Genomic DNA, 20,294 nt, shown 5'->3' on the forward strand with positions numbered 1-20,294 from the left:
ATACACGGTCGGGGACCACTTCGACCCGGGCTGGGCCGCCGACATCGTCGCGATGGTCTGGGATGGCATCGCACAGGCCCCGGACGGCGACCGGCCGTGAACACCCACCGGCGGCCATCCCGGCCGCCGGTCCTCCTGCCCGCTCCAGGGATAACCGGTCAGGGCGCTTAAGGCTTCCAGGTAACGGTGCACGGTCACGCCACGAACCGACCTGCGCCTGGAGTGACCCCCGCAAGGTCATGCTTCCCGGGAGCACTGCCGATGGTGTCGGAGTCAGAAACCGACTCCGACAAGGACTATCAGCAATGGGCTATTCGAAACCGCGACTCAACCGGCAAGGCTATGCCCGCTACACCGCCTACTACTGGGACCTGCGGGGCCGGGCCCGCTCGGCGGGCACCTTCGCCCGCAAACGCGATGCCGACCGCGCGTGGCGGCGCGCCGAGGCCGAGATCGCCGAAGGCAGGTTCGTCGACCTCGCCAGCGGACGGCAACGATTCCAGCGCTACGTCACCGAAATCTGGCTGCCCAACCACACCATCGAACTCCGCTGCCGGCACTGCCGCACCGCTATCGCCGCCTACCGGCGCACGGCCACGACCGCCCCGCCTGCACCCGGCCACTGCCGGTCCCGCAAAACCATCTGGTACCCCACCCTCCAAGACGCCCGGCTCACCCACCCGTCCGCATCCACGATCTACGCCACACCAACGCCTCCTGGATGTTCCGCAGCACCATGAACTCGCCCGTCGAGCCCGTCCGCGACAAGGACGCTGGTCAACTGACGGTCACAAAATGCCGCGAACCAATCAGCAACATAAGCCGGGCACCTTCGGCACTGCGGACAAGCCAATGGCGCAAAACACCAGATCAGAACACAGCCAACACGGCGCCTTTCCGCCGCACGAACCCAAAAACAGGAACAGCTCAACCCGAGAAAACAGGCCTCGGCTCGCGGCGGATTTCACGGTCAAGACGACCTCTACCTCGCCGAGATCAACATATCCGAGATCACCGATCAGGCGGCTGAACCGCACAAACAACTGGTGCGCGATACTGGGATTGAACCAGTGACCTCTACCGTGTCAAGGTAGTGGCGAGTGGTTCACGACCAGCTCATTCGTGTTCCGCCGCAGGTCAGCGGCTCTTGTTCCTCCTCGTACCGACGGGTTCTTACGCGTTGCCACGCATTCCCGTCGCCGAAAAATCGCCATTCGATCTTGGCGAACATGGAGGATGGTCACCTTGCCGCACCTCGTCTTCTGCTTGGCTGCAGATCTCACGCGCGACGGTACGAGCCGCGCGGTGCTGCTGGAAGGCCCGACGGCCCGCATCACGCACATAGCCCAGCGCCACCGGGGGCAGGTGAACCCGGATGAGTGATAGCCCGGCTTCCCGCAGCACCCGAGCGGATGTGCTGTTGCGCCTGCAATGCGCATGCACACTTCTGGTCGCCCTGGGCGCGGCCTACGTGTCCTACCGGCATGGCCGCGACTTCGCTCGCCGCTTCGGCGCCGATGGCACCACCGCCACCCTCTGGCCGCTGATCGTCGACGGACTGCTCACTCTGGCCACCATCGAGCTGTGGAAAGCCAGCCACCACCACGGCACCCGCGGCCAGTGGAAAGCATGGCTGTCTTTCACCCTCGGCATCGGGCTATCACTGTGCGCCAACATCGCCTCCGCCCCCGAACCCAGCGTCTTCGCTATCGCCGTGGCCACCTGCCCACCACTGGCACTGCTGCTGTCAGTCGAACTGCTCAACCAAGCCCTCAAACGCCACCACGCCGCCAAGATCACCACCATGACCGAGAAGGCTGGCTCCGCAGCCACCCACCCAGAAGAGGCGGAACGGGATCAGAACGAGCCGGCGCCAGCACCTGGTGGGATGCCAGCGCCGGGCACGGCGAGGAACAAGATGCCTGGTCACAACACCGACAGCATCAGCGGTTCGCCCGTGGACCGGCAGAGCTGCGCTCAGGATGATCCACTGCGCGACGAGGCATACCGACTCGATGCCCAGCACCGGGATGTACACCAGCGACCGATCTCAGCCGACAACCTCCGTCGGCAACTCGGCATCGGCTCACACCGCGCCCGCGCACTCGCCCACCACATCCGCCAGCACCACCAGCCGGACGCTCAGCCAGTCGCCGCCGTCCAGTGAACTGGACCGCCCCGGCAACACAGCGAATCGAGCAAGCACGGCAGCACTCGACTGACTTCGAGCGCGAGGACTGAATCTCTGCGCCACGCCGGCCAGTAAGCACCGTCCTGGAAATCGTCGACGATGACGGGGTACTTCAGGCCGTGCATGGGACTCGCTTCCATCGAAGCCCAGCGACACCCGCTAGGACATCTGGCGGTGTGGGTCAGGGCAGGAGCAGCAGCTTGCCGGTGGTCAACCTGGACTCGATGTCGCGGTGGGCCTGTGCAGCGTCCTTCAACGGGTAGCGCCCGCCGATCTCGACATGGAGCCGTCCATCCCGAGCCAGATCGAAGATCTCTGCGCTGTGGCGCAGCAGCGCCTCGCGGGTCGGGATGTGATCGCGGAACACCGGGTAACAGACCTTGATGCTGCTGGGCAGCTCGCGCATGTTCACGACCGGGGCCGCGCCGAGCACGGCCCCGTAGTACAACAACGTGCCGTGTCTGCGGAGGACTTTCATCGACGCCCGGAACGTCGTCTCTCCACCACCGTCGAACACGGTGTGCACACCCCGACCACCGGTGAGCTCCAGAACCGGTTCCACGAACGCGTCCCCGGTGGAGATCACGACGTGGTCCGCTCCGACATGTCGGGCCACTTCCACCTTCTCAGCGGTGGAGGTCAGCCCGATGACGGTCCCGCCACGCGCCTTGATGAACTGGGTGAGTTTCTGGCCCAGCCCTCCAGCCGCCGCGTGGACCAGCGTCACATGACCCGGCTCGACAGGCGCGGCTTCAGTTGCGAAGTGGTGGGCGGTGATGCCCTGCATCATCACGCTCGCCGCCACCTCGTCCGGGACATCGGCTGGCACGGGCACGGCGCTCGCCGCTGGCATCACCAGCTGCTCGGCGTACGAGCCGGATGCGTACACCCAGGCAACCCGGTCACCCACGGCGAACTCGGTCACCCCCTCACCGAGCGCGTCAATCCGGCCCGCTCCTTCCACCCCCGGGACGAACGGCACCTGTCCCTCGCCCGGCCCGAGCCGGCGCGCACCGGTATCCATGAAATTCACCCCGGCCGCACTGATGTCGACCCGGATCTCGCCCGGACCTGGCTGCGGCGCAGGGCGCTCCGCGATCCGCAGCTCTTCCGGCCCGCCCAACCGATCAACGACAATCGCCTGCATTTTCGTGCACCTTTCTCTGAGTCGACATCCACACTTCCTCACATAAAATGGACCCGCAAGTACAAAAAAGAGGGGACGATGTCGACCGCTAAAGAGCCGCGCCGAGGCTGACCGCGAAGGGCGCCGCGACCAAGCGCCGCATCATCGAAGCCGCAGCCGCCGAGATCCGCGAACGCGGAGCAGCCGGCACCACACTAGACGACCTCCGCGCCCGCACCTCGACCAGCAAGAGCCAGATCTTCCACTACTTCCCCGGTGGCAAGGAGGAACTCCTGCTCGCCGTCACCGCCCGCGAAGCCGAAAGAGTCCTGGAGGATCAGCAGCCGCACCTGAACAACCTGAACACTTGGCAGGCATGGCAGGACTGGCGAGACGCGGTCATCCGGCGCTACCGGAAGCAGGGCGTCAACTGTCCCCTGGGCGTGCTGATCACCGAACTAGGTCGCACCACCCCGGCAGCACAAGCACTCACCGCACAACTGCTCGAACAGTGGCAGGCAGCCGTACGGGCCGGTGTCCTGCACATGCAGGACACCGGCCAGATCGACCGACGACTCGATGCGGACCGCACGGCAGCAGCACTCGTCGCCGCAGTGCAGGGCGCGAGTGACCATCCTGATGTCCACCGGCCACATCACCCACCTGGAAGCCGCGCTGGACACCACCCTGGCACTACTGCGCACCAGCGCCGGCCCGGCGAATCCACCCGCCTGAACGTTCGCCGATTGATCGCTTTCGCGACCAGCCCAACACCTGGACCTGCGCGCCCGGCCGGAGCGGATCAGGCCCGCGAGGCGGAAACACCGCCCCGCCAGGATCGCAGCGCTTCAGCCTGGAAGGTGCTCAGAAGTCAACTGCCGAGTACCCGGAAGGCACCGAAGAAGCGTCCACTGTCGACAATGAGCATTCGGTCGAACCGACTCCGCGGTGTCGTCGATCGGCGAGGTCGTCCATCGGTAGTCCGACCAACGGCTCACGAGAAAGTTGATCGCGAGCGCGGCGAGCCTTCGCCGACGCTGCCGCGACTCGACGCGAACGTGCTCAACGACGGCCAAGCGACAGGAGCGGCACACGCGGAAGGTCACATCCCCCACGATCACGCCACCGAGACAGACCTCCACCGCAGCCGGGCCAGCCGGGCGTTCTTCCGGCATCAGGACCAATTCAGCGTCCGCCACACCGTCATCGTCGGCCGCGCGCAGGCGACACGCTCGATGGATCTTTTCCCCGCTCCGCGCCCTGGAGTTCGCCATGCCGATCAGCCCGAGGGCGTGTTGGCCGAGAACGGCGGCATCGTCGGGGTCCCGCAGCGAGACCGAAGCCAGGGACGACAGGAACCCGGTGATCACCGGTATCGGGCCCGTCGGGTCCAGCCGGACGGTCGTCGCCCGCTGCGTGGCTCGGTCGCTGAGACCGCTGCGGGCCTGGAGCACGGTCCTGGGCATCTGGACGACCAGTTGCTCGAACGGGTCGGCGAAGATGAAGCCGAACGGGCGCGTGCTGTCGCAGAAGACCATCGACCCTGGAACGAGCTCGATCTCCCGACCGTCCTGGTTCACCGTGCTCCGCCCGGTCACCTGGATGGTCGCCATCAGATAGGCATCGTCTGCGCGGTCGACGAGTTCATCGACGCGACGGATCTCGTGGGCATCGGCCCGCACCGTGGACAGCTGCAGATCGGGTCCACCGGAGTGGTCGATGCTGGCACGGAACGCTTCCCGGCGCAGCACCGTGGCGGCGAGCGGAACGAACGTGCTGCTGATCAGCTCCCGCCACACGGCGAACGCATCCTGCGGCTCGATCCCGCGGGTGGACCATCGCGCCGACGTCGGCTCGGGCCTCGTGACGTCCGCAGCGGTCAGGACTTCGTCGTCGGCTGGCACGCCCGCGAACGTAGATTGGACGCGAGGTCGCTGCGCCCGTCGGACGACGCAGTCGGTGTACGCAACCTGACGGGCCAAGAGGAGGCGGGCGAGCGCCACCGGTGGCCGCAACGACAGCCGGCCAGGCATCACGCTACCCGCACCGGCGATCCTCCACCGTCGCACCGAACAGCAGGTCGTAGCCGTCGCCGTCGCCGGTCATCGGGGCCGACTCCCTGGGAGTGCGTTTCCGTCGAGTGGTCAGAGTTGTGTGCTGCGCGGCGGGGTGGCGGTCCCGTGGATCAGTTCGGACTGGGCCGCGAACGCATCTGCGGCCAGCTTGCGGATCAGCGGGCGGGCCTCGGGTGGCATGTTCGCGATCGCGGCGTCGACGATCTCCGGGTCACCTTCGTACATCAACATCCCGAACGAAAGTGAGATGCCTTCGGAGTCGAGGTCGGCGCCCGCAGCTGCGGTCTGGACCACACGGTTCCACTCGGCCGCCGTGATGTGCCGTTCCATGAGTGGAACGGCTGTTGTCTCCTCGGTGGTCATGTGCTCACGGAGCAGGGGGAGCAGTGTGTCGAGGGCGTCCGCGAGCGCGTCGCGAGCCTCGACGTCGGCGGTGGCGCGCCAGGCCTCGGTAGCCGCGTCGACATCGGTCGCAGCCTTATCGAGCTCCTCGTGCTGTGCCTCCATGAGCGCGATGACCGCAGCGACCTCGGCGCCGCCCCTTTCCCGTAGCAACGGCCAGTTGTGCAGGTCCTCGCTGTGGTGATGGTGATGCAGGACGGCACTCACGTTCGCGATGTGGTCGGCGACGAGCTGTGCACGAGCCCTATCGCCGGCCGCGACCCCGCGCACCACTCGCGGCATCAGCCCGAACTCACGCCGGAACATGTTGTGCACCATGAGCATCTCGCGGCCGTCAAACGGCACCTCGTCAAGTGCGTCGTTGGGTGCTTCTTCGCTGGTTGTCACAAGGCTCTCCATCAGCGTTGGCTGCGCGCATGTTCGGGACCGCAGCAGTGGGCGTTGGGGCACGGTCGCGATCACCGGTCGGAAAGCACGGGCGAGAGATGCGACGTCATTGTGCAACAACGTTGTATCACGCTCTTGCGAGCGTCGACCGTCGGGATGCGTTGCCGGTGGGTTGCGCCCGTCGGTGCCGTCTCAGGCGGGACCGGGTGTGGGGACGGGCTCGCTCGGCAGAAGCTCCAGCAGGGCGAGGGCTGCACGCCGGCCGCGCTCGGCCGGCCAGGTCTGGGGGTCCTCGACGCTGGAGATGTTGAAGCCGCGCAGCAGCAGGTACAACATGTCGGCGCGCCGGTGGGGATCGATGATCCTTGCTTCCACCAATGCTGCGACCAACGCGTCCCGCTCGGCATGAGCCTCCTGCCGAACCGCCCTGTCGATGGCCTCGTCCGAGCCGCGCATGGCCAGCATCTCGACCCACATCCTGCGGAAGACGTCGTATCTGGCGGTTCCCGTGGTCCACCACTCGACCAAGGTTGTCAGCCGTTCGCGGCCGGTCGTCCCGGACGCGATCCCAGCCAGCTGGGTACGCCACATCTGCTCGGCCTGCCGGACGGCGTTAGCCATCAGCTCGCCGCGGGTTCGTACGTAGTGGGTGACCTTGGTCGTCGAGCCACCCAGCCGCGCAGCGACGGTGCGGATCGTGACCGCTCGGGGACCGTGCTGCTCGGCCTGGGCGATGGTCGCTTCGGCGATCGCGTTCAGTCGAGTTTCGGCGTCGACATCCAGTGGCATCCGTCCACCCTAGATTCCAAGGTCAGCAACGGTGGCGGCGCGACCCGAGGTGGTGTGAACGGATGGGTGCCTGTTGATCATCACCCATGTGGGACCGCCTCCTCGGATTTGCAGTGTCCGTTCGCAGGGGCTGTCGAAGCGCGGATGGTGAGTGTCAACGGGAGCGTAGCTGGAGTAACGGCGGCGCCGTTCATGTGGTCAATCAGGGCCAAGGCTGCGCTCTCACCGAGTTGCGAGGCGGGGATCATGACGGAGGTGAGCTCCGGCGCCAGGTAACGGGTGAGATCGGTGTCGTTGAACCCGACGACCGACAGGCTGGCAGGAATGGTGCGCCCCAGCTGTGCGCATGCCCGGTAGACGCCGGCGGCGAGAAGGTCGTCGTCGCAGAATATCGCTGTGACGTCAGTTGATTCGAGAAATGTGTACGCTCGACGCGTCGATTCGTCGAGGTCGAACCGCGAACTATAGTGCCATTCTGGGTCCAGATTGCAGCCCCGTTCGGACAGCGCAGCGGCCAGATGACATGCGCGGAGGGCAAAGGTGTCACGCGGGTAGTCTGCGCGGGCGTGTCCTATGCGCGAATGTCCAAGCTCTGACAGGTGGTCGGCGACTTGTCGCATCCCGTCGGCGAGGTCGATGTCGATCGCAGGCTTGTCATGGGAATCGGGACTTTCGACGAAGACCAGATGATCGATTGCCTCCGCCAGGGTACCGGCAACATCGGAAGCCTCAGCATAGACGATGGCGCCGGCGAAGAGCTTCGTTCGATTCATCTCGACAAGACGGCTGATCCAATCCGGATCGTATGCGGTATCGATGAGCAGGACTGCCATGCCGGATCTGCGGGCGGCGCGTTCCGCTCCGAGGAAGACACTGCCGAAGTACCCATTCCGCACGTCCGGCACGGCCAGACCGATCACCTGTGGCAGTCCGCCGCGCAGGACGCGTGCCCAGGTGTTGGGCCGGTAGCCGAGCTGGGCGGCGGTCCGCTCGATGTGCTCCTGGGTCCTGGCGGACACACGGCCAGCAGCTCGGCCGCTCAGAACGAGGGAGACGGCCGTCTGTGACACACCTGCGGCTCGTGCGACATCCACGCTGGTCACTTGCCCGCTACGACGGTGCTCGTGGTTCATCGAGGGCGCGTCGTTCCCTTCGTCTGACTGGCCCGGAGGTTGGACGATACCAGCCAGCTTCTTGACGGATGTGGGCCCGCCGCTTAGCGTACGCACAGCCAGTACTACGTAGTACTTCTTCGATCGACCGGTACGCGCTCGCCGCTGAAGTGTTACGTAGTACCTCATGTGGATCGCGAAAAGGAAGTCTGATCGGATGACGACGATGTCGAAGCGCATCGACTGGGTTCGGGAGCATTGCAAGTTGCTCCTCGGAATCTCCGAGGAGTACCGGCGGACCAGACCGTTCGAGGGCCTCAAGATCGGTACGGGTATACACATCGAAGCAAAGACTGTGGCGTTGCTTCTGACGCTTCAGGATGGCGGCGCCAACATCGTTTCAACCGGAAACCTCAACACGACTCAACCGGATGCGGTCGACGTGCTGCGCGCAGAAGGCGTCACCGTCATCGGACAGCCGACCAAGGATTCCGCCGAGCACAGTGCGTACCAGGACGAGGTACTGGCAGTACATCCGGACCTCATCCTGGATAACGGTGGTGATCTCTTCGTCAGATATCTGGACGACCCGTACCCCAATCTCCTGGGGGGAACCGAGGAAACCACATCGGGCCGGATGCGGCTGGCTCCGTTGCGGGACCGACTGAAGAAGCCGGTACTGGTGATCAACGACAGCCCCATCAAGCAGTTCGCGGAGAACGAGCACGCGGTCGGCCAGAGCGCGCTGGAGTCGCTCATGCGGTTCACCAACAAGGTCACCAACGGTGAGCAGGTGACGGTGTTCGGGTACGGCGCCTGTGGACGCGGGATCGCAGACAACTTCCGCGGTGCGCACGCCCGGGTATCGGTGGTTGACACGAACCCGGTGACACGCCTCCGGGCACACCTCGACGGCTTCGCCACGCCTCCACGCCACCTGGCGGTAAGCGAGGCTGATGTGATCATCACTGTCACCGGTGGTCATGACGTCGTCACGGTCGCGGATCTGCCGCGGATGCGGGACGGGGTGATCCTGGCCAACGCTGGCCACTTCCCGACGGAGATCGATGCCGCGGGGATTCTCGGTGCCTCGGACGTCGTCGACGTTCGCGAGTACTCCGACGACCTCATCACGGTGGCGTTGTCGGACGGCAAGCGGATCCACCTGATCTCCCGCGGGCACATGTTCAATCTCGCCGGGCCACGACCCCTGGGAAACTCGATCGAGTCCATGGATCTGGGATTCGCACTACAGGCCCGCTGCCTGGAAGCGGTCGCCCGCAAGGACGTCGATGCGTCAAGTTGCGTCGTTCCGGTTCCGGCGCAGATCGATTCCGCCGTCGCCAACAGCTATCTGGACCGCAAGTATTCCTACCAGAGCTCCTAGGATCTTCAATGCCGAAGAACATTATCCTGGACTGTGATCCCGGATATGACGACGCGATTGCGATGCTACTGGCCCACGGAAGCCCGGAGATCGAGCTACTGGCGGTCACGACCGTCGCGGGCAACCAGACCCTGGATAAGGTCACGCGCAACGCCTTGTCGGTGGCCACGCTCGCCCGAATGCGGGAGGAGATCGTCGCCGCCGGTGCGCACCGTGGGCTGGTCGAGCCACAGCACGTCGCCGACATGATCCACGGCGAAAGCGGGTTGGACGGCGTACGGCTGCCGGAGCCGGCGGTCGCCCTCAGCGCCCGTCACGCCGTCGACGTCATCATCGATCTGGTCATGGCATCGGAACCAGGGCAGATCACCCTCGTCCCGACCGGGCCCCTCACAAATATTGCACTCGCGGCCCGCAAGGAACCTCGTATTGTCGACCGAGTCGGCCAGGTGGTATTGATGGGCGGCGCCGCCCGAGGCGGCAACTGGAGCGCGGCAAGCGAGTTCAACATCGGGGCCGACCCCGAGGCGGCGCACATCGTGTTCGGCGAGCACTGGCCAGTAGCAATGATCGGACTCGACGTCACGCACCGTGCACTCGCTACTCCCGACGTGATCGACATGATCGACCGCGTCGACTCTCCCGTTTCTCGCTTCGCCGTCGACGTGCTGTCCTACTTTCAAAGCGCCTACTCCACATACTGGGGGGCCGACTCTCCGTCAATTCATGATGCGTGCGCAGTGGCCTATGTTATAGATCCCACCCTGGTTGAGACGGTGGATGTGCCCTTGCATGTCGAACTTCGGGGTGAGCTGACCCGTGGAATGACTGTGGCGGATTTGCGCTCCCGCCCCGATGGCGGCCCTACGACCAGGGTCGGTGTCTCCCTCGACCCAGAACGGCTTTGGAAGCACGTCATCGCCGCGATCGAGACCCTCAGCGAGGTAGCACGTTGACCTGGCGCATTTCACCGGCGGGCAAGGCGGGCAAGGTAGGCGGGCTGATGGCAGCTCTGCTGGCGGCGTGTATCGCCTACCAGCTCAATGCCAGCATGTTCAGTCCGGTTCTTGCCACGATGGCCCAAGAACTGCAGACCACCGACTCGGCGATCGCGCTCTCTCAGACGATATTCTTCACTGTCGCCGCGCTGTTCTCGTTGTTCCTTCCTCGGCTCAGTGACATCGTTGGCCGACGCAGAGTGCTAATCTGGGCACTGGTCGCAATGACCGTGGGTACCGTGCTGGGGGCAATTGCTCCGAGTGTTGAAATCCTCCAACTTGCCCGTGGCTTGCAGGGCGTCTCAGGAACAATCATTCCTGTCTGCTTGCTGATGTTGCAAGCCGAGGTTTCCGATCGTAAGCGGTCCGGCGTGCTCATGGGAATCCTCGCTGCCGTGAACGGCGGGATCGCTGGGATCGATGTGATATTCGGTGGACTGTTGGCCACCTACTTCGGTTTCCGCTCGGTGTTCTGGGTGATCGCGGTCGTCACGGTCGTGGCTGTTGTATTGGTTCTCGTCGCGACGTCGGAGTCACGTCCAACGCCGGACACGACGATGGACTGGGTCGGCGTGGTGCCGTTAACGATGGCTGTCGCTGCGTTGCTCGTTGCTCTCAACAATGCGCAGGACGTCAGGAGTGCCAATTGGATCTTCATCGCCGGTTGTGCAGTGTTCGGAGTTGTGGCCTTTGCCGTCTTCCACGGCGTCGAAAAGCGACGGCGGTATCCGCTGATCACACCTACCCGGATGCGGGAGCGTTCTACCTGGGCCCTGCTGCTGACGACGGTCCTGACGCTGACCGGCGTCTACGCCGCAGCTTACGGCGTGATCGCTTCGTTCGCGCAGGACGCCGATGTCGGTTTCGGGCTCGCAGCGGATGCCACCTCCGTCGTCCTACTCATGCCCTTCGCCGTAGCGGGCTGGGTAGTCGGACCCTTCGCAGGCAAGCTCGGGCCGATCGTCGGATACGGGCAGGTGATGCGTGGCGGACTTATCGGCTGCATCGTCGCGCTGGTCGGGGTGGCGACTCTTGGCCTCCACTCTCTTTCCGCATTGATCATCTGCACGATCATCCTCGGCGTGGCTTACGTCGGCGTCGCCAACATCATGCTCAACGCCCTCGGCGTGCTTCTCTCTCCGAAGGATGCCCCCGGTTCACTGCCAGGACTTAACGCCGGTGCGTTCAACCTCGGAGCCGGCCTCGGATTCTCAGTTCTCACCGCAGTACAGGTCGCCTGGTCGCCAGCGTCCGGATCCTCGTCGGATGGCTATTTCTACGCAATCCTCGCGGGTATCGCGATCACCGCCGTCGCGCTAGCCGTATCGTTCCTCATCCCCACTCCGGCTGACGAAGCCGAGACCGACGCCACCACACGCGACGACGCCCTGCCTGTAGATGGGCAGCCCACCCGTAGGGACAGTCATTCGTAAAGCAGCGTCGGAGGGAGATCGCCGCAACATGGACTCGCCAACCCCACGAAAACACGCCCGGGGCGAGGTATGCGTCGTCGGCTCGATCAATGCCGATCTCACGATCAACACGGTGCGTCTACCTCAGCCAGGACAGACTGTCCGAGGCAGCCGCCTAACCATCGGTTCCGGTGGCAAGTCGGCCAACCAGGCCGTGGCGGCTGCCCGGCTGGGCGCATCGGTGAGTCTGATCGGCGCCGTCGGCGACGACGAGTACGGCAACACGTTGCTCTGCACCCTTGCGCGAGAAGGTATCAACATCACGCACGTGCGAACCTTGCCGAGCTGCGCAACCGGAACCGCATTGATTACCGTCGACGAACATGGCGAGAACACCATCGTTGTCTCTGCGGGCGCCAACGGCCTCCTCGGAGCCCGCGATATCGAGGCGATTCGAGAAACGCTTGCCCAGACTGCGGTGGTCGGGTTGGCGTTCGAGATCGAGGACAGTGTACTGCTCGCAGCGGCGCAGGCTGCTCATCACGCCGGTGTCCTGACGGTGCTCAACCCCTCTCCTTATCGATCGCCGGATGCAGATCTGTTGTCCATGGTCGATCTCGTCGTCCTCAACGAATACGAGTTGGCTCAGATGGCGGGAGCTGACCGAGTTGGACAGTCGTGGGATCACGTGGCGCACGCCCTATTCGATCGACATGGGATTCGACGGATTGTCGTGACTCTAGGCGCCCAAGGCGCGGTTGTCCTGCACCAGCGCAGCCCCGATTCGGCCACGCCCGTCGACGTCGAACACATCGCGCCGATACCCGTGCGCGCCGTCGACACGACCGGCTGTGGGGATGCATTCCTCGGGGTGATCCTGGCTGGCATCGCCAGCGGTGCCACAATTATCGACTCCGCGCACGCTGCATCCGCTGCCGCCGCCTACGCCGCCACCCGCCCCGGGACGCAGTCGTCATATGCAACCCGCTCCGAGCTGCATGAATGGCTCGACGATCGGGCCGCGACCGTCTCCCGTGGCACCGTCGGGGACGACCTGCCGTGACCAGGCAGGCTCATGACGGGTGGAGCTGCCTGCTGGCCTTGACAGCTCCGAGGACCCTGGACGGGCTGTTGGTACCTGGTCTCAGTAAGCCCCAGTTGGCCGAGCTGCTGCGCAGCGCAGGCGCCATCGGATGGTCACTAGTAGCTCCCATCGGCGTAAACGTCGCATTACTGGACCAACCGGATGGTACAGTTTCAGCCCCCGATTCGACTTCACCGCGATCATCAACCCTCGCTGGTAGGCGGTCGCCAAGGAACAGATCACGGCCATGCTCGCCCCAAGACATGAGGCGGTGACCTCGGTGTCCCGGGGACACACTCCGGTCTTGTTGCCGATGCTCCCGACGGGATACCAGCGACGCTGGCCGGAAAGGACCTCTTCCAGAAGCTGGTCGCAATCCAGCGGCACACGGTGAAACGGATCTTCGACCGGCTGGTCGATGAGCAGTCGATGGTTGACGTGTCCTACCAGGTGGTGCGTGCCTACGTCGCGGCCCGTCGCGTGGAGATCCGCGCCCAGGCCGGGCGGGCGCCGGTGAACGTGTTCGTGCCGCAGTCCCATCAGCCCGCAGCCGAGGCGGAAGTCGACTTCGGCGAGGTCGTTGTCCGGCTGCGCGGCCAGCATGTGACCTGCTTCTTATTCTCGTTTCGCCTGTCGTTTTCCGGTAAGGCTGTGCACCGCGTCTTCCTCTCAGGTGGTCAGGAGGCGTTTTTCGAAGGGCACGTGCACGCGTTCACCGTGTTGGGCGGGGTGCCCACCGGCAAGGTCCGTTACGACAATCTCAAGGCCGCCGTCGCGCAGGTGCTGGGCTTTTCCCGGCAGCGCATGGAAAACGAGCGATGGACGGCGTTTCGGTCCCACTTCGGTTTGGAGGCGTTCTACTGCCAGCCCGGCATTCGCGGTGCTCACGAGAAGGGCGGGGTGGAGGGAGACATCGGGTGGTTCCGCCGCAACCACCTGGTCCCCGTCCCTGAAATCGACTCGCTGGACGAGCTCAACGCGTTGATCGACCAGTGGGACCGTGACAACGATGACCGCCGGATCGGGACGAGGCCCCGCACGATCGGCGAGTACTTCGCCGTCGAAAAGCCGCTGCTGACACCACTGCCGGATGAGCCGTTCGAGACCGGGCGATGGTTCAGCCCGAGGGTGGACCGCTATGCCCAGATCAGCGTCCGCACCAACCGCTACTCGGTGCCGGTCAAGCTGATCGGCCGCCAAGTCCGAGTGTTACTGCACGCCTCCTACCTCATCGTCTACGACGGCCAGACCGAGATCGCGCGGTACGAACGGCTGCTGGCCAAAGCCGGCGCGCGCCTGGAACTCGACCACTATCTGGAGGCCCTAGCCCTCAAACCCGGTGCGTTGCCCGGGTCAACCGCACTGGAACAGGCACGCGCCTCGGGCAAGTTCACCCCGGTCCACGACGCCTGGTGGGCCGCTGCGAACAAGGCTCACGGCGACGCCGCCGGAACCCGGGCGCTGATCGAGGTGTTGCTGCTGCACCGGCACCTTCGCCACGAGCACGTCGTCGCCGGCCTTGCCGCAGCGCTGCGCGCTGGAGCGCTGACCGCGGATGCGGTGGCGCTGGAAACACGCAAGATCGCCGACAACGAAGACGTCATCGACGAACAGGCGCCCGAAAGCACCTCACCGCAGGCGACAGTGACATCGCTGACGCAGCGGCGCCTGGCGCACCTGCCCTCGGACACCCGGCCGCTTCCCTCTGTCACCGCCTACGACCAGCTCCTACGCCACCGCCCCGTGAAAGGAAGGTCATGAGCCCTCACCGCCCACGCCCCCGAGGTCTGACCGGCAAGCCGCCGACACCGCTGTCGACCAGGCCTGCCGCATGCTGCGCCTTCCTACAATCCGCGCCCAGTTCACCGAGATCGCCGACGCCGCCGCCCGCGAGCAGATGACCTACCGAGGATTCCTGGCCGAGCTTCTGATGGCCGAGTGCGACGATCGCGCCCGCCGCCGATCCGAACGCCGCATCAAGGCCGCGGCGTTTCCCCGCGAGAAGTCCCTGCGCGCGTTCGATTTCGACGCCAACCCCAACCTCGATCCCGCCGTGATCCACACCCTGGCCACCTGCGAATGGGTCAAAAAGGGCTAGCCACTGTGTCTGATCGGCGACTCCGGCACCGGCAAATCCCACCTACCCATCGCCCTGGGCACCGAAGCCGCCATGGCTGGCTTCCGGGTCCGCTACACGCTGGCCACCAAACTCGTCAACGAACTCGTCGAAGCCGCCGACGACAAGCAGCTGAACAAGACCATCGCCCGCTACGGACGAGTCGACCGGCTCTGCATCGACGAACTCGGCTACATGGAACTCGACCGCCGCGGCGCCGAGCTGCTCTTCCAAGTACTCACCGAGTGAGAAGAGAAGAACTCGGTCGCCATCGCCTCCAACGAAAGCTTCGGCGGCTGGACCAAGACCTTCACCGACCCACGGCTCTGCGCCGCGATCGTCGACCGGCTCACCTTCGGCGGCACCATCATCGAAACCGGCACCGAGTCCTACCGACTCGCCCAAACCCGAGCCCAAGCCACTCAAGACGACACTGCATGATCCACAACTGACGTCACTTTCACCAACATTGATCACGACGAAGCCCGGGCACGTGATGCCGGAAACTACCGACAAGTGACGTCACTTCACACCGTCAAAGTCGGTCCGGACCTCGTCGGCCGCTAACCTTCCCGATCTGCCCGTCTCCACCTACGGCGCGACCTTACGTGCCCCCGTGCCTTCGTGGCCGCGCAGCCGGAGGCTCTGCGTGCTGCGGCCGTTGATGCTGCGCAGGCCCAGGCTGCTTCAGCGACGCTCGATGCGTCGGCGGCTTCGAGGACCAGCGGGTCTACCCCGGCCAGGCGCAGCTCGCCGGCCAGCAGTAGACCGACCGGTCCGCCGCCGACGATGAGGACATCAGTCATGAGAAACTTCCATAGCGAGATCTATGTCATAAATTCAGATAAATTCCCAGCGGCCCGTCTCGGCGTCAGCGGTCACTAACCGTGCACGCATCACGGAAGCTGAGCCAGAACCGTTCAAAGCGAACAAAGCCAACGGCTCGGCCGGTGGCCACAGTTCGTCTGGCACCACTTGCGGCTACACCGCATCCACCAACGGTCGCCAGTGGGTCATGCTCGTGATTGTCACTGGCGAAGCACACCAAGCTCGGCCGTGACGAGCATTCCTGTGCACATCCGATGGTGGGGCACGGCAGGCTGTGCCCCACCATCGGATGTGCGGTGGTCAGTCCTTCGCGACGAGTTCGCGGACGGCGGGCGCGACCTCGGCGGCGAAGCGGCGGAGGAAGTCGGGGGAGCTGGCCTGGAACAGGAAGAACGTGTCGATCTGTCCAGCCAGCACAAGCTCGGCTAGCTGCTGGGCCCAGACCGTGGGCGGCCCCTGTAGGAATCCGGAACCGGCACCGAACTCGCCCTCGATGTTGTAGCCGCGGCGGATGCTCTGCGGCGACCGGCCAGCGGCCTGCGCGGCCTCGTCGATGACTCGGTTGGCGTTGGGCAGAGCCTCGGGGGGAAAGAAGGGGGAGCTGGAGATCCAGCCGTTGCCGATGGCGCCTACGACACGGAGCATGCGAGGTTGATAGGCGCCGAACCAGATACTGATCTCGTGCAGCGGCGGGGGACCGGGCCGAGCGCCGCCGAGCCGATAGTACCCGCCTCGGAATTCGACGTCCTCTTTGGACGTCCACAGTGCACGGATGAGGTATGTGGCCTCCTCCAACGCCTCGATGGACTGCCCGGCGGTGCGCATAGGGCCGCCCTCTGCGACGATGGATTCCCACATCTGCTGCGCCCCGGCGCCGAGCCCAAGCTCGAACCGGCCGCCGCTGAGGATGTCCAGGGTGGCGGCGGTTCGCGCGACCATGGCGGGCGGCCGAAGCGGCAGATTGAGCAGGTTGGGCATTACCGTGATCCGCCGCGTCCTGGCCACCAGGGTGGACAGCAGCGCGATGGTGTCCAGGCGCTCGGGCCAGTACGGGTGGTCGGACAACGTGACGACATCGTAGCCAAGCTGTTCCATGAGCTCGGCCAAGCCGACGACGTCCTGCGCGCGGTCCGCACTCTGATCCAACAGCGCGCCGAACTTCACCTCGGTCATCACGCCACCTCGCCGCGAACGCCGATCCGCGCCGGGGTGGCGGTGCCGTACACCCGCTGCGCGTGCGCCGCGTAGGACTGCGGAGCCAGGTCCCCGATCACGCCGCTGACCTCGGGCGGCATCTGGGCGATGATGTCCCGCACTGTGTCGGGATCGGCCTCGTACGCCATCATCCCGAAGATCAGTGGCATCTGCTCGTGCGCGACGTCGCCGGCGCTGTCGGCGAGCATCTGGCCCCACTCGGCCGCGGTGATGTGCTTCTCGATCAGGGGAAGTGCGAGGTCCTCCTCGTTGGCGAGGTGTTCGACGAGCCGCTCGTGCAGGCGGGCCATGGCGTCGGCGAGGGCCTCGCCCCGCGGCGCGTCGGCGGTGCCGCGCCACCGTGCCAGCCCGGCACGGACCTCGTCCAGCAGCGCGTCGATGGCCCTGTGCTGCTCCTCCAGCACCCGTACCACCGGCTCGGCCTCTGCGCCCACCCGCTCGACCAGCCGTGGCCACACGTGTTTGTCCTCGGCGACGTGGTGGTGGTGCAGGCTGTTGTCGACGATCTGGAGATGGTCGGCCACGGTCGCGGCGCGCTTGACGTCGCCGTCGGCCACGTCGCGGATGAGCGCCGGGGCGAGTCCGATCTCGCGCCGGTACATGATGTGCGCCATGTGCATGTCACGCACGTCGACGAGAGGTTCGTTGATCATGGTCGCTTTCCGGTGATTTTTCTGTACGACTTCTACAATTCGGACTGTAGTGATCGCACACCACGGCGGAAAGAAAATGTCCAGTATACGAATTCGGTTATCCGCGAAGCGTACGCAACGGCTTCTGTCCAAATTTCGCCTCGTATGCGGCGGCGAATCGGCCCGGGTGGGCGAAGCCCCAGCGGCGGGCGACCGAGGCGACCGAGGCGACATACGGATCGGCGGCACGGAGCTCTTCATGCGCCCGGCGCAGCCGGACGTCGCGTAGGTACTGCATCGGCGACATGCCTAGATGCTGCTGGGATGCCTTCTGCAGGGTGCGCGCGTTGACGCCGCAGAGTTCGGCCAGCACCGACAACGTCAGTGGTGCCCGTGGGTCCGCCTCGATGACGTCGATGGCGGTGCGGATCGCCGCCGGCCGCGCCGCCGCGACCGACGTGACGAGCGCCCCGGTGTGCGAATGGGTCGCCGCGAGCAGAAAGCCGTTGATCACGCTCTCCGCCAGCGGGGCCGCGACCAGCGGCTGGGTCAGTAGGTTGTCCGGGGCCGTCGCAAGCTGTCGGTTGACCGAATACAGCAGGTCAGCCCAGCCACGACCGTAGCCATCAGCCGTGTCTATGATCGGGTCGAAGCTGGCTCGGTTCAACACGCGGTCGCCGATGAGCCTGGCCATCGCGGTTTCCAGCGCCGGCGCATCGATGCGAATACACAACGCCCGGTAGTCTGCCGGCCAGCGGCTGAAGAACGACCCGCCACCCGGCTGGTACACCGCCAGCGAGGTGCGGCTGACCAGCATGTCCACACCGCGGTGCCGCGACTCGAACCGCCCCGAGATCGGCAGTTGGACGTAAAAGTCCGTGCCGACGTCTTCGCATTCAAGCCGCAGCTCGTCCTGAAACGTCACCTCGCCGATGTGGACGGGCCCGAGATCGGCGAATCGGTACGTCGACACCGTGACCTCGTCCTGCGGCATGGATTCGATCGTCAAGGAGTTAACGAGCATCCGATTCCTCCGAAACCAGCTTGGTCTGACACGTCTAGAATTTGAGCGTACTGCGATACGGGCCTGCGGCTCGTGCCGCCGTGACCGGCTCACGCCGCACTGCTCCGCGAAGCGTTCGCGACCGCGGGGACGTTCGACTGCCTGGGAATCACTCGCCGTGAAGCCCTTTGGCAAGCGGTGCCGTTGCCCGAGAACGCCCCGACCGGCTGTCCGGCACGGCTTTGGTCGGCCAGGCGCCGCCGCTGCCCGGCATGGCCCAGACTGAACTGGCTGCGGCCGACGTGTGGGCCACCAGCATCAGCCCCGGCACCTAGACGATCCAGTTGGTGCGCGATCACCTCGATCAACGCGGCGCCCTACCGATCTCTGGCCCGTCCAAGATCGATGACGGCACCCGCGTGCTGGTCGGCGGCGCTGTCACCCATCGGCAACGCCCAGCCACCGCGGGCGGCGTCACCTTCCTAAACCTCGAAGACGAAACCGGCATGCTCAACGTCGTGTGCTCGCAGGGGTTGTTTTTCCGGAGTAAGCGAACAATTCGGTCGAGCCCAGCTCTCTTGGTACGCGACATACTGAAGAATGTCGACGGGCCAATTAATCTGATAGCCGACAAAGTGTGTCAACGGCAGCTGAATCTTGGATCTGGCACCGGAAACCGTGCCAGATCCAGTATTCACCCGTCCACGACACGCCGGTGACTTGCGTCGGCAGGGGTATTTGGCAGGCGCAAAGCCGTTGCGGCGTAACTAACTTCGCCGTCGTTCTCCACTGGCTGACGTCTGGATTTTTCTAATGAGGATCTCTCGGCCCGCCGGGCACCACTACGCATGCGGCCGGGCGAGTACTTGCGACCTTGGAGAGCTTGGTTCTGAAGCTCCGTCGCTGTCTTGTCCACCCGCGCTGTCGGCGCGTACCGCACTTGGAAGAGACACGCAGAGCCGGACGTGATTAACACTCGCGGTCTCCCGCATCACGCGGCCGCGATCGACTCGGTTGGTCGCCACCTGGCCGACCGGGAATTCCCGACTACCGTCCGTGGCTACCGGGATCTGCTGCAGTGGATGCGCTCGTAGGGCAGGCTTGCCACAGTCGGAGTGGAGGTGCCGGGGCCTGCGGAGCCGCGCAACCAGAAGACCGCTATCGAGATCTTCGGCTACGTATCGGAAGGGACCTGCTTCGAGAGGAGGGCCTCATTGGCACTGCAGGATCCTGGTATGCGTGTCGGCGATCCGCCGGAGCCCGATCTCACCCCGGGCGAGTTGGTCGACCGGGCGGTGGCGCTGCGTGGGAGGTTGCGTGAGCGCCAGGATGGGTGCGAGCAACTGGGCCGTCTTCCCGACGCGACGCTGCAGGACTACCTCGACGCTGGCTTCTACCGCGTCATGCAGCCGCGGCGGTTCGGCGGCTACGAGTTCGACCTGGACACCTTCCTGCGCGTCACGGTCGAGCTGTCACGCGGCTGCCCGTCGAGCGGCTGGGTCTTCGGGCTCATGGCTACGCACAACCTCATCGTCGG

17 protein-coding genes and 4 pseudogenes are annotated in these 20,294 nt (G+C 65.2%); 12 read left to right on the forward strand and 9 right to left on the reverse strand.

Annotation, left to right across the window (positions count from 1 at the left end; genetic code table 11):
• The first annotated feature begins 305 nt into the window (after positions 1-305).
• Positions 306-740: a hypothetical protein gene (locus tag MOQ72_RS41180; protein WP_242191423.1), complete on the forward strand. Its 435-nt coding sequence runs from the start codon at positions 306-308 to the stop codon at positions 738-740.
• A 635-nt stretch (positions 741-1,375) separates the two neighbouring features.
• Entirely contained in the window at positions 1,376-2,167 is a 792-nt protein-coding gene (locus MOQ72_RS41185; RefSeq protein WP_242191424.1) for a DUF2637 domain-containing protein, read from the forward strand.
• Positions 2,168-2,372: 205 nt separating this feature from the next.
• Here the strand turns inward: MOQ72_RS41185 and MOQ72_RS41190 are convergent, their stop codons facing one another.
• The gene (locus MOQ72_RS41190) at positions 2,373-3,338 is read right to left on the reverse strand and encodes a quinone oxidoreductase family protein (protein ID WP_242191425.1); all 966 of its coding nucleotides are present in this window, start codon (positions 3,336-3,338) and stop codon (positions 2,373-2,375) included.
• 164 nt (positions 3,339-3,502) lie between these two features.
• Here MOQ72_RS41190 and MOQ72_RS45925 point away from each other — a divergent pair.
• Positions 3,503-3,889: pseudogene (locus MOQ72_RS45925) on the forward strand (TetR/AcrR family transcriptional regulator); the annotation flags it as partial.
• A gap of 276 nt (positions 3,890-4,165) precedes the next feature.
• On the opposite strand, the gene MOQ72_RS41200 reads toward MOQ72_RS45925, so the two are convergent.
• The 4 genes from MOQ72_RS41200 to MOQ72_RS41215 all read right to left on the reverse strand — a co-directional run bounded on the left by MOQ72_RS41200 (position 4,166) and on the right by MOQ72_RS41215 (position 8,322).
• Positions 4,166-5,221 carry a cupin domain-containing protein gene (locus tag MOQ72_RS41200; protein WP_242191426.1) on the reverse strand — a complete coding sequence of 352 codons (1,056 nt, stop codon included), beginning with the start codon at positions 5,219-5,221 and terminating at the stop codon, positions 4,166-4,168.
• A 240-nt stretch (positions 5,222-5,461) separates the two neighbouring features.
• Positions 5,462-6,181, reverse strand: a complete 720-nt coding sequence (locus MOQ72_RS41205) for a hemerythrin domain-containing protein (protein ID WP_242191427.1) — start codon at positions 6,179-6,181, stop codon at positions 5,462-5,464.
• 192 nt (positions 6,182-6,373) lie between these two features.
• Entirely contained in the window at positions 6,374-6,970 is a 597-nt protein-coding gene (locus MOQ72_RS41210; RefSeq protein WP_242191428.1) for a TetR/AcrR family transcriptional regulator, read from the reverse strand.
• An 80-nt stretch (positions 6,971-7,050) separates the two neighbouring features.
• Positions 7,051-8,322 (reverse strand): LacI family DNA-binding transcriptional regulator, encoded by a 1,272-nt coding sequence (locus MOQ72_RS41215; protein WP_308198061.1) that lies wholly within the window; start codon positions 8,320-8,322, stop codon positions 7,051-7,053.
• Here MOQ72_RS41215 and MOQ72_RS41220 point away from each other — a divergent pair.
• The 6 genes and pseudogenes from MOQ72_RS41220 to istB all read left to right on the forward strand — a co-directional run bounded on the left by MOQ72_RS41220 (position 8,300) and on the right by istB (position 15,520).
• The gene (locus MOQ72_RS41220; protein WP_242191429.1) at positions 8,300-9,469 is read left to right on the forward strand and encodes an adenosylhomocysteinase; all 1,170 of its coding nucleotides are present in this window, start codon (positions 8,300-8,302) and stop codon (positions 9,467-9,469) included. The two genes, MOQ72_RS41215 and MOQ72_RS41220, sit on opposite strands and share 23 nt — an antisense overlap.
• An 8-nt stretch (positions 9,470-9,477) precedes the next feature.
• The gene (locus MOQ72_RS41225) at positions 9,478-10,425 is read left to right on the forward strand and encodes a nucleoside hydrolase (RefSeq protein ID WP_242191430.1); all 948 of its coding nucleotides are present in this window, start codon (positions 9,478-9,480) and stop codon (positions 10,423-10,425) included.
• The gene (locus tag MOQ72_RS41230) at positions 10,422-11,900 is read left to right on the forward strand and encodes an MFS transporter (protein WP_242191431.1); all 1,479 of its coding nucleotides are present in this window, start codon (positions 10,422-10,424) and stop codon (positions 11,898-11,900) included. Before MOQ72_RS41225 ends, MOQ72_RS41230 begins: the two co-directional genes overlap by 4 nt.
• 28 nt (positions 11,901-11,928) lie before the next feature.
• Positions 11,929-12,942: a ribokinase gene (locus MOQ72_RS41235; RefSeq protein WP_242191432.1), complete on the forward strand. Its 1,014-nt coding sequence runs from the start codon at positions 11,929-11,931 to the stop codon at positions 12,940-12,942.
• Between the two features lie 396 nt (positions 12,943-13,338).
• Positions 13,339-14,724, forward strand: a complete 1,386-nt coding sequence (istA, locus tag MOQ72_RS41240) for an IS21 family transposase (RefSeq protein WP_308198062.1) — start codon at positions 13,339-13,341, stop codon at positions 14,722-14,724.
• A gap of 70 nt (positions 14,725-14,794) precedes the next feature.
• Positions 14,795-15,520: pseudogene (gene istB / locus MOQ72_RS41245) on the forward strand (IS21-like element helper ATPase IstB).
• A gap of 271 nt (positions 15,521-15,791) precedes the next feature.
• Here istB and MOQ72_RS45930 read toward each other — a convergent pair.
• The 4 genes and pseudogenes from MOQ72_RS45930 to MOQ72_RS41265 all read right to left on the reverse strand — a co-directional run.
• Positions 15,792-15,885: pseudogene (locus tag MOQ72_RS45930) on the reverse strand (FAD-dependent monooxygenase); the annotation flags it as partial.
• A gap of 322 nt (positions 15,886-16,207) precedes the next feature.
• A complete protein-coding gene (locus tag MOQ72_RS41255) occupies positions 16,208-17,080 on the reverse strand; it encodes an LLM class flavin-dependent oxidoreductase (protein WP_242191434.1) in 873 nt (290 codons plus the stop codon).
• Positions 17,080-17,775, reverse strand: a complete 696-nt coding sequence (locus tag MOQ72_RS41260) for a hemerythrin domain-containing protein (RefSeq protein ID WP_242191435.1) — start codon at positions 17,773-17,775, stop codon at positions 17,080-17,082. Before MOQ72_RS41260 ends, MOQ72_RS41255 begins: the two co-directional genes overlap by 1 nt.
• A gap of 97 nt (positions 17,776-17,872) precedes the next feature.
• Entirely contained in the window at positions 17,873-18,778 is a 906-nt protein-coding gene (locus MOQ72_RS41265) for a helix-turn-helix transcriptional regulator (protein ID WP_242191436.1), read from the reverse strand.
• A 167-nt stretch (positions 18,779-18,945) separates the two neighbouring features.
• On the opposite strand from MOQ72_RS41265, the gene MOQ72_RS41270 reads away from it, so the two are divergent.
• The 3 genes and pseudogenes from MOQ72_RS41270 to MOQ72_RS41280 all read left to right on the forward strand — a co-directional run.
• Positions 18,946-19,092 carry a hypothetical protein gene (locus MOQ72_RS41270; RefSeq protein WP_242191437.1) on the forward strand — a complete coding sequence of 49 codons (147 nt, stop codon included), beginning with the start codon at positions 18,946-18,948 and terminating at the stop codon, positions 19,090-19,092.
• A 12-nt stretch (positions 19,093-19,104) separates the two neighbouring features.
• Positions 19,105-19,476 (forward strand): hypothetical protein, encoded by a 372-nt coding sequence (locus tag MOQ72_RS41275; RefSeq protein ID WP_242191438.1) that lies wholly within the window; start codon positions 19,105-19,107, stop codon positions 19,474-19,476.
• Between the two features lie 495 nt (positions 19,477-19,971).
• Positions 19,972-20,294 (forward strand): annotated as a pseudogene (locus MOQ72_RS41280) (hypothetical protein); the annotation flags it as partial.

This window comes from Saccharopolyspora soli, from assembly GCF_022678645.1.
Taxonomy (GTDB): Bacteria; Actinomycetota; Actinomycetes; order Mycobacteriales; family Pseudonocardiaceae; genus Saccharopolyspora; species Saccharopolyspora soli.